The organism is Aquibium carbonis, assembly GCF_003970795.1.
In the GTDB taxonomy this organism is placed as follows: domain Bacteria; phylum Pseudomonadota; class Alphaproteobacteria; order Rhizobiales; family Rhizobiaceae; genus Aquibium; species Aquibium carbonis.
Map to the genome: position 1 here is coordinate 81349 of NZ_RWKW01000034.1, position 12459 is coordinate 93807.

A 12459-nucleotide genomic window follows, 5' to 3' on the forward strand; every position below is an offset into this window, starting at 1 on the left:
GTCTCCCCAACAACTTCGGGGAGACCATACAGATGATCCGTTTCTTGGTCGGCGCGCTTGCGCTTGGGATTTCCTGCACGGCTGCGGCCGCGAACGCCCTCCATTTCAATCCCACACAGCCCGCCCTGGCGCGCAACATGCAGACGTTCGGCGTGACCAGCATGCCTGTTGGATACTATGAATATTGCCGCCGCTATGCGGATCGCTGCGCTCGCGAGCCGGAGGGAACAGGTATCCAGCTTACGGAACCACGCTGGCGAGAGATCGTATCCGTCAATGCAGAGGTAAACGCGGCGGTCGCACCTTTGACGGACATGGAAATCTACGGCGTCGAGGAACGCTGGGACTATCCGACTGCGGTCGGTGACTGCGAGGACTACGCCCTTTTGAAGCGAAAGCGCCTTAATGAGATGGGCTATCCGTTGGGCGCGCTCCTTATGACCGTAGCCAGAGACTCCAACGGCGGCGGTCACGCGGTGCTGACCGTCGTCACTGATCTGGGCGATTTCATCCTCGACAACATCGAGCAGAAGGTTCTCTTGTGGCGCGAAGCGGAGATTTATTATCTGAAGCGTCAGTCCCAGCGCGACCTGAACGTCTGGGTAAGTCTCATAGACGAAAACAACCTCCTGGCATCGTCAGGCAGGAAGCAGGCTCCTTCCGCTGCTGCAACAAGCGTGAACAGATAGACTGCGGTGCTTCCGTACAGCATCTCCATGTTGTTGTGTCCGAGCAGTACGCAGACGAACCAGAAGACGGTGGCGAGAGCCACGTAGGCTGTCGAGCCGGCAGCCAGGAAGGCCCCTATGCGCAAGATCATTTTGAGTGGACCATGACGAAATCAAACTGCGGCCTACTCTCCCATCGCGCGTTCTCTGACGCCACTCAAGCCTCGGTGATCACTCCGAAGTCTGGCGTTGGGCTGGTGCGGGCGGTCCGTCCTCGCTTTGGATATGGGCAAAGCTGACCACGAACACCGCGACGACGAAAGCGGCCAGCGACAAGGCGATCACAACATTCCATCGCGCCCTCTTGCGCATGAGGAGTCGCGTGTCTTCGGCGCTGATCCGGTCCAATGCATGGGGCATGGTTTGCCTCGAAATCCACGAGCTTGATGCAGAGTCCAGCGTGTAGCTGATCTTCACGAGGACAAGGAGCCCTGATTGCTGCGGTTCTTTGCCGCCCGCGAACAGTTTGGCGGCAACCTCATCTTAACTATGATAAGTCGAAACTGAGAAAACCTGGCAAGTGGCTGGAAGCCGCGCCACAGAACACACTGGATCGAGAAGAATGCTGCAGGCGATCAAGATGGTCGGAATCGGTGTGCTCGCACTCATGCTGAGCGCATGTGTTTCGACCGTACTCGACGTTGACGGCAAGGCGACACAGCCCATTCCGGCGGCGCTCGTCGCCGAGATGTCGCGAAAATCGATGTCGCCCTCCGCGCCGATCCTGATCAGAATTTTCAAGCAGGAAAGCGAGTTGGAGATCTGGAAGCGCGACCGCAAAGGCCAGTTCGCCCTTCTGAAAACCTACCCGATGTGCCGCTGGTCGGGAAAGCTCGGGCCGAAGACCCGGAATGGAGACCGTCAGGCGCCGGAAGGCTTCTATCATGTCAACGCCGGCATGCTGAATCCGAATTCCCAGTATTATCTGTCGTTCAACCTGGGCTATCCGAACCGGCTCGAGGCGGCGCTCGGCTATTCGGGCGAGGCACTGATGGTGCATGGAGCGTGTTCGTCCTCCGGCTGCTACGCGCTGACGGACGAAGGCGTCGCTGAGATCTACGCTGTCGCCCGTGAAGCGCTCAGGGGCGGACAGGCGGCGTTCCAGGTTCAGGCGTTTCCATTCCGGATGACTCCGCAGAACATGGCGAAGAACCGGAACGATCCGAACGTCGCCTTCTGGACCGACCTGAAGCGAGGATACGATATCTTCGAGGTAAGCCGACGGCAGCCCAAGGTCTCGCATTGCGGCGGCCGATACGTCTTCGATACCGAGTTTGAGGGCGGCGAGCCTCGCAGTCCGCTTGCGGCTTGCCCTCCGGCGCTAAACCCGCCAGATCCCGCCGTTGCCAGCAGAATCGAAGCGGATCGCCTTGCAACGGAAGTACTGTTGGCGAACGGCTCCGTCCTCACCGCACATGCCTATGCCGACGGAGGCATGCATCCCATGTTCAGGACGTTGCTGGAACGCAATGGCGAGAAGGCGCTGGCCAAGCGCACGTCGCGGACATCGGTGCCGATCAGCCGCCCGGAAGCAGCGCTCGCCGACCAGCATTCGCCGCGGGAATGAGAACGATGGCAAGGACGTTCGTCGCTCTTCTGATGGCCATCGTCTTCTCCATCCATATGCTGGCGCCATCTGCCGCCAGCATGGAAAACGAACTTCAATCGCTTCCCACGCTGGAGACATTGTTCGAGATTGACGGCAGCGCTGACGGAAGCAGCGACGAGCCGACGCCAGTCTCCTCGCATGCCGGGACGAAGTGCCATGACCAGTGCCAAGGCTTCACGCCCTTATACACCCACGGCCTTGTGCAGATACGGCCGTTGCCAATCGATGTCCGCCTTCCCAATGTTTCACGCGTATTCATTTCCATCGTCGTCCCACCGCCTCAACGGATCGCGTAGGCGAACACGACGGACCAAGCGCTCCGCATCTCGGGAATGATCCCCGAAATTTTCGGAGTCCACCGGAAACAGTCGTAGCTCGCCCCAACAGTCGCTTCCCGCGGAAGCGATGAATCCAGATCCAATTGCGAGCGAAGCATTGACACAGACATCACGCGAGAAAAGTCCGTCCAGACGGCAGTTCCTGACCCTTGCCGCGGCGTCGGCCGGCGCTTTGGCCCTGCCGGGCTGCACGACTGTCGACACGCAGGCCATCGCGCCTGCACCGATCAAGCCCGCGATCGATCCTTCATATCTTTCCATGTATCGGGCCATGCCGGAGGAGGATTTTCCGATACCGGCCGTCGATCTTACGAGGGTCGACAGTCGCTTCTACCGGCAACTCGTCGACGACCCCACGGGCGAACGTCCGGGCACCGTCGTGGTCGATACGAGATCGTACTTCCTCTATCTCGTCCGACCCGATGGCAAGGCCATGAGGTACGGCGTCGGTCTCGGCCGCCAGGGATTTACGTGGTCGGGCGAGGGCGTCATCCAATGGAAGCAGCGCTGGCCCAAATGGACGCCTCCCGCCGAGATGATCGCGCGCCAGCCTGAACTCGAAAAATACAGCGCGGAAAATGGCGGCCAGCCGCCGGGGCTGGAAAACCCGCTCGGCGCCAGGGCGCTCTACATTTTCCAGAATGGCGAGGACACGCTCTATCGCCTGCATGGCACGCCTGAATTCTGGACCATCGGACAGGCGGTCTCCAGCGGCTGCGTGCGTCTGATGAATCAGGACATCATCGACCTCTACGACCGCGTTGCAACGCCGACTCCAATCGTCGTTCGCAGCGGTTCCAGGGTCTTCGCATGAGTGGAAGAATGAGCTTGCCTCTATAGGGGCTAGAGCTTGCAGAATTCAAGCTTACATAAGGAATCTGAAGATGAAGCGTCGTCACTTTATCCTTGGTCTTCCGGCGCTCGCCGAGGCCATCCAATTTCCCACTCTGCTTGCCGCGCAGCCGATCTCGGAGCGGCTACTTGATCCCGGCGCCCTTCCCGAAAAGAGCTTCGGGCCGGAAAACGCTCCCGTGACAGTGATCGAGTATGCGTCGCTGACCTGTCCTCACTGCCGGACCTTTCACGTCAACGTCTGGCCCGAGTTCAAGAAGAAATATGTCGATACCGGCCAGGTCCGGTTCATCATGCGGGAATTTCCGTTCGATCCGCGATCGTCGGCCGGCTTCATGCTCGCCAGGTGCTCGGGCGACGACAAGTGGTACGCCACCATCGACCTGCTCTACCGGTCCCAGGACAATTGGGCGCGCGTTCCGGACGGAACGGCGGCGCTGAAATCCCTGATGGGCATGACCGGAATGGACACGGCTCGCTTCGAGAGTTGCCTGCAGGATCAGGCGCTGCTCGAACAGGTCGCGGCAGTTGCGGAAGCCGGAAAGTCCTTCGGCGTGGATTCGACGCCGACGTTCTTCGTCAACGGCGAAATGCGAAAGGGCGCGCTCAGTCTCGAACAGTTCAGCGAGATCATCGATCCGTTGGTCGCTGAAGGCAATCAGTAAGGGAGGCTGCCATGGGCGCACACAACTTCAAAACCAAACTCACCGTTCGGCTGCTGGCTCTTGCGACCGTAGCAACCACGATTTTGACGCTCGCACCGTTGGCCTACAGTCAGGACAGCGAGGTCCTTGCCCGTGTCAACGGCAACGAGATCACGGCAGCAGACCTTGCCCTCGCCGAAGAGATGTACGCGCAGCAACTGGGCCAGATGCCCGAGGATGCAAAGCGCTCTGTTCTCGTCGATGCCCTGATCGAACTGCGGATCATCTCCGATGCCGCCCGAGCAGCGGGCGCCACAGACCAGGATGCATATAAACGGCAGATGGCGTTCTTCGAGGCACAGACGTTGCGTTCGGTCTTCCTCGAGCAGCGGGTCGCCTCTGCGGTGACCGACGCAGCAGTAAGGGCAGCTTATGACGAGCAGGCAGGTAGGATTCCCGTCGTTCGAGAGCGCAGACTTCGGCACATTCTTCTTCAAAACGAAAACGAGGCGAAGGACGTCATCGAGGCACTCAAAGCAGGCCGCTCGTTCGCGGAATTGGCCGCAGAGCGCTCGACCGACGACGTCTCGAAAGCCAACGGAGGCGACCTGGGCTTCGTAGCGGAGGGACAAACCCTGCCGGAGGTCGACGCGGCAGCCGCCGCCCTGAAACCGGGCGAATTCACGCAGGAACCTGTCGCCAGCGCCTTCGGCTTCCATGTCGTCATGCTTGAGGAAGAGCGCAACAGACCGGCTCCGCCCTTCGAGACCATAGCACCCCAAATTCGGCAAGCTTTGGAAGCTGCCGAGGAGCAGAGGATCATCTCGGAAATTCGCTCTAGCGCCGAAATCGAAAAGCTCGTCCCTGATGTGTCGCCACCCCAGACGGAGGACGGGCATGATCACTAGGCGGCTCAACCTTCGCGGCACCAGCGAGGTGTCGCCATGATCGATCGCAGGTCTTTCGGTCTGGGGATGCTGACACTCCTGTCATCATCCCGGTTCTCTGTCGCGGCAAAAGCCCCGAAGCCGTTCGAGTTGGATTCGCGTTTCCTGCCGCAAATCGTCGGCGTAGCCTATGACCAGCCGTCCGGCACAATCGTCGTCACACCGCACGACCGCTTTCTCTACCTAATGGAGGGTCAGGGTCTGGCGAGACGTTACGGCATAGGCGTCGGGCGAGCCGGCTTGGCCTTTTCCGGCTCCGCGGTCGTCGGACGCAAGGCCAAATGGCCGAGTTGGCGCCCAACCGACAACATGATCCGGCGCGATCCCAAAAAATATGCCAGATACGCGAAAGGGGTGCCCGGCGGACCGGGCAATCCTCTCGGGTCGCGAGCACTTTATCTCTATCGCGAGGGCCGCGACACTCTTTACCGGATCCACGGCACCACTGAGCCCTGGACGATCGGAAAGGCCGTTTCCAACGGCTGCATCCGCATGGTGAATGAGCATGTCGAGGATCTTTATGAACGTGTGCCCGTCGGAGCGCAGGTCGTGGTGGCGGGCTGATGCTACAGCCTGTTCTGGTCATCGGAGCTGGACAGGCAGGACTCGCTGCCGGTTATCACCTTCAGAAGGCCGGCGTGACTTTTGTCATCGTCGATGCCGGGCGCCGCATTGGGGACAACTGGCGCGCTCGATACGACGCGCTGACCCTGTTCACCCCGCGCCAGTTCAGTTCGCTTCCGGGGCTCGAATTCATCGGCAATCGTGAACTCTATCCCGACCGCGACGAGTTTGCCGCTTATCTGGAAACCTACGCTGGACGCTTCGGGCTTCCCGTCCGGCTTGGGCATGCCGTCGCCCGCTTGGTTCAGATTGATGGTGGCGCCTTTGAAGCCACCTTCCAGAATGGTCAGACGATTGAGGCATGCGATGTGATCGTGGCGACCGGCGGGTTTCAGGTTCCAATCGTTCCCGACCTCGTCGGTCGGTTTGGAAACGCGGTGTTGCAGCTCACCAGTGCGACCTACCGTAACCCCCAACAACTGCCGGACGGCCCTGTTCTGATCGTCGGAGACGGCGCCAGCGGCCGCGATATCGCCATCGAATGCCGGAAGCTGCAACCCGTCATTCTGGCGGCGGGCAAGCCGCGCAAACTGTTCCCCGAACGACTTTTGGGGAAGTCGATCTGGTGGTGGCTGGACCTCACCGGAGCGCTGAGAGCGCCGGCCGATTCATGGATCGGCCGGCGGCTGAAACGTGCAGATGCGTTTCCGGATCGGGCTAACGGCAACGCGAGCCTGGAGAAACGGGGCATACGCATTGTTCCCCGGCTCGTGGATGCGTCCGGCAATGAGGCGCGTTTTGCAGATGGAAGTTCGGCGAACATCCGCACCGTTATCTGGGCGGTTGGCTATCGGGACGACAGCTCATGGCTAAAGGTGCCCGAAGCGACTGATCAGAATGGAATGTTCCTCCATAGGGAAGGGGTCTCACCCATGAAGGGGCTCTACTTTGTCGGACGGCCTTGGCAGCGCAACCGCGCTTCGGCGCTGATCATGGGCGCGGGACCGGATGCCGAGCAGATCGTTGCCCAACTACTCGGGCACAGACAAGAAGCGGCGGCTAGATAACGGAACGGAGCCCCCGAGTGGCTGTTGGGAATGAAAAATCAAAGGGCTGACAAAGTCTTTTGGGCCTTGTCCGGTTGTCCCTCTATGGCGTGGGCACGATCATCGGGGCAGGTATCTATTCCGTGATCGCGCCTGCTGCCGGGGCTGCCGGCTATGGCGTTTTGGCTGAGCTTCCTGCTCGCGGCGGTCATCTCAAGCTTTTCGGGTCTTTCCTACGCAGAAATCGCTTCCGCGCTTCCGGGCGCTATCTACAGCCCAATTTCCGATTTGATCGGGACCGAGGAACTCACTTACGGGTCTTCTCAATCGCATCCTGCAAGGGCTCCTTCCCAACCGCCCCCATGATGACCTGATCTCCGACAATGAAGGATGGCGTGCCGGTGAGGCCAAGCCGCTGCGCAAGTGAGAGATTCGAAGAGATGATGGCCTCGATCTCCCCAGACCTCATCTCTTCCTCGATCCGCTTCCGATCCAGTCCCATTTCCTCTGCTAGCGCTAAGGCACGACCGGCATTGATCTGTCCCTGCACGCCAATCAGCCGTGTGTGAAATTCCTGAGCAGCCGACTCTCCTTCCAATCGCTTCACGGAAAGGGCAACTTTCGCAGCTTCAACCGACGCGGGTCCTAGTATCGGAAAGTCCTTCAGAACGACACGGAGGCCCGCATCTTCAGCGACGAGGGCTTTGACATCGGGAGCTGCACGTTTGCAGTACCCGCAATTGAAGTCGAAGAACTCGACGAGGGTGACGTCCCCATCCGGATTGCCCAGGAATACATCGTTGTCGGACCGAAGCAACGCGTCTGTCTCAGCCGCAACAACTGCAGTCCTGGCTTCGGCCTGTGCCGCTTCAGACCGATTTTGGAGTTCAGTCAGCGCATCCCCGATAATTTCGGGATTCTGCAAGATGTATTCACGGACGATCTTCTCGACTTCATTGCGATCGACCGACTGAGCGAGAGCGGTCGACGACGCCAGCAACAGCCCGATACTGAAGCAGCCGAAGCGCACGATCTGGGAGTTGGACAATGTTTCGCCCCTTTGGCTACATGGATTGAGAAAATCTAGCTCCAGCCACCGCCGAACGTGCGATAGAAAATATGCGACCCAATCTGGGTCATCCGCTCCATTGAACGCGCCCACACCGGGCTAACATAGGTGGCATTGTAGTGCGTTGACGAAGCTACCTCCGACAGGAAAATTTTTCCGCCACTGACTGCCATTGCCACATCCTTGGCGATCTCAAACGCGCGGCGATCTGCAACGATGTCGGGAATTCCGTCGCAGGCAAATGAGAACTGGCATTTGTTGAGCCAATCCTGGTTCTGATAGACGACGCCGCATACGCTTTCCGGATACGCTGGATTTCTCACGCGGTTCAGGATTACCTGCGCAACGGCTGCCTGCCCTTCGACTTTTTCACCCCGAGCCTCAAAATAGATCGCGGTTGCCAAACACTCCTGCTGCGCGGTGGAAAAAACACTTGCCGGCAGCGGTTCCCTCATCCACGGATGATCGCCTTCAACCGTCGGGGGCACAAATCGACCGGAACTTTCTGCGGAACCTAGCAGCGCATCGAATGGCGCCTTCATGGCATGTAAGGGATCATCCGGGACATAAGCGGTGGCGAGAATATCGGCGCCGTTGTTGTTGACCAAATCCGCGAGAATGGCTGGCACGCCCACCAAACGATCATCCTCCGGGCGGTGGAATGTTGAAACCGCGGAGAGAATTTCAGGATCTGAACCTACCGTAAACCCCGCCAGAGAGTTGGGAGCGTCGGATTGTGACGCAAAAAGCCAAGCCGCAAGTTCGGGTCCATCGTCGGCGAACCTCGATCCGCTAAGCGCCACACGCCTCACGAGCCTAGAACCTTTGTCTTCAGCGACTACGCGCTGTCGCCCTGCACTGTGCTCCACGCTAGCTCGAAGCGCAGAGCGCTTACCCGCAGAGATAGTCCCCAAACCATCTGAAGCGGTGCTGAGCGCCAACCGGAGTTCTTGTAAATGGGAACACGCATCTGCGCCTTTCGGCTGCATGGTCCATTCTTCGGCTGTAGCCGCGACTATGGAATCCGAGACAATATCTTGAACAGCAATGGGCGAAGCGAAGCCGAAACTGAACCAGCAAGCACAGAGCAGCGCCAGCACTTTTCCTCGATGAGAGGTGGATGGGTTGTGTCCACCGGACTTCAGTTTCGCCATCAAAATCCGACCTCTTTAAGGGAACCTCACAAGGAATCAGAATGAATTGTTAACCTTGATGGAGCGTTAATGGCATACCCCAGTAACGCGTCGAAATGACACGGTGCAATGGTGCGATCGGCCATTGAACCTCCAGTTGGTGCGGCGGGTATGAGCAAGCTCCAATGACGCTACTTCACCAACTCGACTCGCGAAGCGGGAACCAGAATAGTGATCGACGTATCGGCAATCGGACTCTTGACCGCAATGGTGGCGGGCGCCGTATCTTTCATATCGCCGTGCGTGCTGCCTTTGGTGCCAGGCTATCTCTCTTTCGTATCCAGTGGCGTCGATCCCGCGTCAACACGCCTTGCCGACCGCGTTCGTATCGTCTGGTCGGCAATGTTCTTCATTGCCGGGTTTACAACAATTTTCGTGCTCCTTGGGCTCGGTGCTCAAGTACTCGGAGGAATCCTCCTACGTTATAGCTTCGAGGCGAACATATTGGGCGGAGCATTGCTGATTGGCTTCGGCCTGATAATGACAGGCGTGTTTCGTTTGCCTCTTCTCATGCGGGATTTTCGCATGGCGGGACCACAGGTCGTAGCCGGTCCAGCAGGTGCATATACCTTGGGGCTGGCATTTGCCTTCGGTTGGACGCCGTGCATTGGTCCGGTTTTGGGCTCGATCCTAACTGTGACTGCAGTGTCGGCGGGAAGCGGGACAATTCTGCTGGCCGCCTATGGGCTTGGCCTGGGAATCCCCTTCCTTGCAGTAGCGCTCGCGTTCGGTAGCATCGCTGCATATCTAAAGCGCGCCCGATATGCCGGGCATATCCTCAACATGGTCGCGGGCTGCGTGATGATTGCCATGGGCCTGCTGATGATGACAGGACGCCTGACGCTGATCGCATTCTGGTTGCTGGAACGCTTCCCCGGACTTGGCTACATCGGTTGAACTCGACGCCAATCCGACACCGTCTGAGCCGGCAATATGTCTAGGCTGGCTGCGCTTCTGCTGCGTCGACGCTCGGCGAACGACATCGGATCGCGCAAGCGATGCTTGCGTTCCGTGAACTTGCGCTAATGAAGCGATCCAACCAACGGCGCATCTCCTTCTCGTATAGACACCCAGCGCCCGGTATGATTGGTCGCTTGCCGTTTGAGATAGATGTATCCAGTTTCATCCCAATTCAGAACACGGTCCGTGAGATTGTCCAGGATAACATCGCCGAGATCGGTGCGAACGGTGAGAACCGCGTGACCCTCGCCATTTGGTCGACGCAGAACCGTCAGCAACAGATTTGATGCCGAAACTCCATCCTTCATGAGTGTCCGGCGCTTGGCCAGCACATAATCTTCACAATCACCGGCATCAACCGGATAGGTCCAATACTCCGCCTGACCGTACAGTTCTTGATCGCTCTTGGGTTTCACGGCCTTGTTAATGGATACGGTGAGTTCTTCCAGTCGCTGCACAAGTGCATCCGACATATTCAACGGCGTCAGATCACGCGAACGGACTGAACACTCAGCCGGCTTTCGTTTGCAGAATTCGTAATGGCCAATCGGTTGAGACGTCAAACTGCCTGTGACCATCGTTGAAGGGTGTGCCTGCGCCGCAAATCCCGACATGGCAACCGTCGAAATGACCGCAAAAAGGTTCAGCAAACGCTTCAGCATGTGGTCCCCCGAACGCGCCCTGTTAACACTTGTTACCGAAACCCTAACAACTCCTTCGCTCGCGGTCTATTGCAAGGCCGCAACACTTCCGTGTGGTCGTGAGCTTTCGGCCGCACAAAATTTCACAGTACGAGCAAACCGAGGCCTTGAAGCTCACCCCACTAGAGGGAGGAGGATCAACGTTCTTTGACCTGAGGAATACTTTCCATGAAGCAAAACTCCCGCAGCGCTCGCATTGTGCTAGGTGCGCTCTGCGTGCTCGCCGCATTCTCGCTCGATCAAATTACTAAGACACTGATTGTCGAGATCATCATGCAACCGCCTCGGGTCATATACATCACGAACTTCCTCAACATAACACTGGGTTACAATGAGGGAATCAGCTTCGGATTATTTTCTGAGACCTTTCGACAGAGGCCTTTTCTACTAATATATCTATCATCTGCGATTGCACTGACAATGCTAATCTGGATGATTTTAGCCACGCACCGCGTTGAGACCGCAGCACTTGGGTTGTTGGCGGGAGGTGCCGCCGGAAACATATACGATCGAATCGAGAGGGGCCGCGTCACAGACTTCATAGATTTCCATATCGGCTCATGGCACTGGCCTGCCTTCAATATCGCTGATGTGGCCGTTGTGTCTGGCGCCCTGTTGCTGATCTTCGCATCGTTTCTCCAAACTCGAACCTGAATGGCCTGACACCGGGGCCTCGAATGCGCTGCTTCCGAGCATTTCGAGCGAGTTCTGAGCCTTGAGGCTTGAATCTCAAGGGGCTTGAGGTGTTACGAGCCCTAAGGCTCCCAAAGCGGAATGCTTGTCCTGCCAGACGAAGGAGCGAAAGACAGATGGGAGGATGTTTTAAAAGGAGGAATCGTTGGAACTGCGCCATCTTCGCTACATCATTGCCAGCGCGCGCAACGGTAGCTTCAGCGCAGCAGCTCATGAACTAAATGTTAGACAGCCAATCGTCAGCAAACGCATCAAGGAGGTGGAGGATGAGTTGGGCACGCAACTGTTCGACCGTTCTACTGCCGGTGCACGGCTGACGCTGGCTGGCGAGGAGTTCGTAATATCGTGCCGTCGCATAGTCGAAGATGTCGAGCGGCTGGCAGAACGCGCAAAGGCCCGCAGTGAGGGAGAGCTTGGCCGCATCGTTGTGGGCTTTTACAAGTCGCTTTCTTCCGGGGGACTGCGCGCCGCATTGCGCAGTTTCCGCCAGCGATATCCCAAGATAGAAGTGGAGCTGATCGAGTCGCCGTTCATCGAGCTGACGGCTGGTGTGCTTGCCGGCACGATCGACATTGCCGTCATCCTTGGCGATGCGGGCAAATGCGAGAGCCTCAATTCCTTGGCGCTCTGGACGGAGCTTCTTGTCGTCGCGCTTCCGGAGGGCCATCATCTTGCTGAGAAATCGGTCGTCTATTGGCCCGAACTCAAGGGCGAGCGCTTCCTGATAAGCCATCACGATCCCGGCCCTGATATCCGCAATATCCTGCTCCGCCACCTTGCAGCGCCGTCGGACCATCCCGAGATTGTTATGCGGCACCTGAGTCGCGAAAGCATCCTTTTGGAAGTTGGAAGCGGTCAGGGCATCGCGCTGCAATGCCAATCCGCGGTTGGCCTCACCAGCCTTGGCGTGGCGTTCCGCCCGCTGCATGACGGAAACGGCGCGACACGCCTCGGCTATATTGCATGCTGGAGGCCGGAGAACACGAATCCGACGCTGCAGACTTTTCTCGACGCCGTGGAGCAAAGGGGCTGATTCGGTTTTGGCGATAGAAAGGGCACAATAGGGGGCCGATCGGCCGCCGAAGATTTCAAGTATTTTTTCGCTCCACTACGAG

General features: G+C 58.3%; 15 protein-coding genes. 11 read left to right on the forward strand and 4 right to left on the reverse strand.

What is annotated here, in order from left to right; translation table 11 throughout:
* The first annotated feature begins 32 nt into the window (after window positions 1-32).
* Entirely contained in the window at window positions 33-689 is a 657-nt protein-coding gene (locus EJC49_RS10000; protein ID WP_126699781.1) for a transglutaminase-like cysteine peptidase, read from the forward strand.
* 210 nt (window positions 690-899) lie between these two features.
* Here the strand turns inward: EJC49_RS10000 and EJC49_RS10005 are convergent, their stop codons facing one another.
* Window positions 900-1145, reverse strand: coding sequence for a hypothetical protein (locus tag EJC49_RS10005; protein ID WP_126699782.1), 246 nt, complete (start codon window positions 1143-1145; stop codon window positions 900-902).
* 163 nt (window positions 1146-1308) lie between these two features.
* Between EJC49_RS10005 and EJC49_RS10010 the strand changes: the two genes are divergently transcribed.
* From EJC49_RS10010 to EJC49_RS10040, 7 genes are all read left to right on the forward strand, one after another.
* Window positions 1309-2295: a L,D-transpeptidase family protein gene (locus tag EJC49_RS10010; protein ID WP_126699812.1), complete on the forward strand. Its 987-nt coding sequence runs from the start codon at window positions 1309-1311 to the stop codon at window positions 2293-2295.
* 5 nt (window positions 2296-2300) lie between these two features.
* Window positions 2301-2633 carry a hypothetical protein gene (locus EJC49_RS10015; RefSeq protein WP_126699783.1) on the forward strand — a complete coding sequence of 111 codons (333 nt, stop codon included), beginning with the start codon at window positions 2301-2303 and terminating at the stop codon, window positions 2631-2633.
* A gap of 139 nt (window positions 2634-2772) precedes the next feature.
* Window positions 2773-3489: a L,D-transpeptidase gene (locus EJC49_RS10020; RefSeq protein WP_245453342.1), complete on the forward strand. Its 717-nt coding sequence runs from the start codon at window positions 2773-2775 to the stop codon at window positions 3487-3489.
* 70 nt (window positions 3490-3559) lie between these two features.
* A complete protein-coding gene (locus EJC49_RS10025) occupies window positions 3560-4192 on the forward strand; it encodes a DsbA family protein (protein ID WP_126699785.1) in 633 nt (210 codons plus the stop codon).
* Window positions 4193-4203: 11 nt separating this feature from the next.
* The gene (locus EJC49_RS10030) at window positions 4204-5079 is read left to right on the forward strand and encodes a peptidylprolyl isomerase (RefSeq protein ID WP_126699786.1); all 876 of its coding nucleotides are present in this window, start codon (window positions 4204-4206) and stop codon (window positions 5077-5079) included.
* A gap of 36 nt (window positions 5080-5115) precedes the next feature.
* The gene (locus tag EJC49_RS10035; protein ID WP_126699787.1) at window positions 5116-5682 is read left to right on the forward strand and encodes a L,D-transpeptidase; all 567 of its coding nucleotides are present in this window, start codon (window positions 5116-5118) and stop codon (window positions 5680-5682) included.
* The gene (locus tag EJC49_RS10040; protein ID WP_126699788.1) at window positions 5682-6749 is read left to right on the forward strand and encodes a flavin-containing monooxygenase; all 1068 of its coding nucleotides are present in this window, start codon (window positions 5682-5684) and stop codon (window positions 6747-6749) included. Before EJC49_RS10035 ends, EJC49_RS10040 begins: the two co-directional genes overlap by 1 nt.
* Window positions 6750-7035: 286 nt before the next feature.
* Here the strand turns inward: EJC49_RS10040 and EJC49_RS10050 are convergent, their stop codons facing one another.
* Both EJC49_RS10050 and EJC49_RS10055 read right to left on the reverse strand, forming a co-directional pair.
* Window positions 7036-7776 (reverse strand): DsbA family protein, encoded by a 741-nt coding sequence (locus EJC49_RS10050; RefSeq protein WP_126699789.1) that lies wholly within the window; start codon window positions 7774-7776, stop codon window positions 7036-7038.
* 35 nt (window positions 7777-7811) lie between these two features.
* Entirely contained in the window at window positions 7812-8951 is a 1140-nt protein-coding gene (locus tag EJC49_RS10055) for a cell wall hydrolase (RefSeq protein WP_126699790.1), read from the reverse strand.
* 207 nt (window positions 8952-9158) lie between these two features.
* On the opposite strand from EJC49_RS10055, the gene EJC49_RS10060 reads away from it, so the two are divergent.
* A complete protein-coding gene (locus tag EJC49_RS10060) occupies window positions 9159-9887 on the forward strand; it encodes a cytochrome c biogenesis CcdA family protein (protein ID WP_245453343.1) in 729 nt (242 codons plus the stop codon).
* 125 nt (window positions 9888-10012) lie between these two features.
* Here EJC49_RS10060 and EJC49_RS10065 read toward each other — a convergent pair whose 3' ends face one another.
* Window positions 10013-10612, reverse strand: a complete 600-nt coding sequence (locus EJC49_RS10065; protein WP_126699791.1) for a transglutaminase-like cysteine peptidase — start codon at window positions 10610-10612, stop codon at window positions 10013-10015.
* Between the two features lie 207 nt (window positions 10613-10819).
* On the opposite strand from EJC49_RS10065, the gene lspA reads away from it, so the two are divergent.
* Window positions 10820-11305, forward strand: coding sequence for a signal peptidase II (gene lspA / locus EJC49_RS10070; protein ID WP_126699792.1), 486 nt, complete (start codon window positions 10820-10822; stop codon window positions 11303-11305).
* Between the two features lie 184 nt (window positions 11306-11489).
* Window positions 11490-12377 carry a LysR family transcriptional regulator gene (locus EJC49_RS10075; protein WP_126699793.1) on the forward strand — a complete coding sequence of 296 codons (888 nt, stop codon included), beginning with the start codon at window positions 11490-11492 and terminating at the stop codon, window positions 12375-12377.
* Window positions 12378-12459 lie beyond the last annotated feature (82 nt).

Bases quoted from the DNA above. Each gene is read 5' to 3' on its own strand.
- EJC49_RS10035 (WP_126699787.1), top strand. From the start codon at position 5,116: ATGATCGATCGCAGGTCTTTCGGTCTGGGGATGCTGACACTCCTGTCA.
- EJC49_RS10030 (WP_126699786.1), top strand. From the start codon at position 4,204: ATGGGCGCACACAACTTCAAAACCAAACTCACCGTTCGGCTGCTGGCT.
- EJC49_RS10055 (WP_126699790.1), bottom strand. From the start codon at position 8,951: ATGGCGAAACTGAAGTCCGGTGGACACAACCCATCCACCTCTCATCGA.
- EJC49_RS10040 (WP_126699788.1), top strand. From the start codon at position 5,682: ATGCTACAGCCTGTTCTGGTCATCGGAGCTGGACAGGCAGGACTCGCT.
- EJC49_RS10025 (WP_126699785.1), top strand. From the start codon at position 3,560: ATGAAGCGTCGTCACTTTATCCTTGGTCTTCCGGCGCTCGCCGAGGCC.
- EJC49_RS10010 (WP_126699812.1), top strand. From the start codon at position 1,309: ATGGTCGGAATCGGTGTGCTCGCACTCATGCTGAGCGCATGTGTTTCG.
- EJC49_RS10015 (WP_126699783.1), top strand. From the start codon at position 2,301: ATGGCAAGGACGTTCGTCGCTCTTCTGATGGCCATCGTCTTCTCCATC.
- EJC49_RS10000 (WP_126699781.1), top strand. From the start codon at position 33: ATGATCCGTTTCTTGGTCGGCGCGCTTGCGCTTGGGATTTCCTGCACG.
- lspA (WP_126699792.1), top strand. From the start codon at position 10,820: ATGAAGCAAAACTCCCGCAGCGCTCGCATTGTGCTAGGTGCGCTCTGC.
- EJC49_RS10065 (WP_126699791.1), bottom strand. From the start codon at position 10,612: ATGCTGAAGCGTTTGCTGAACCTTTTTGCGGTCATTTCGACGGTTGCC.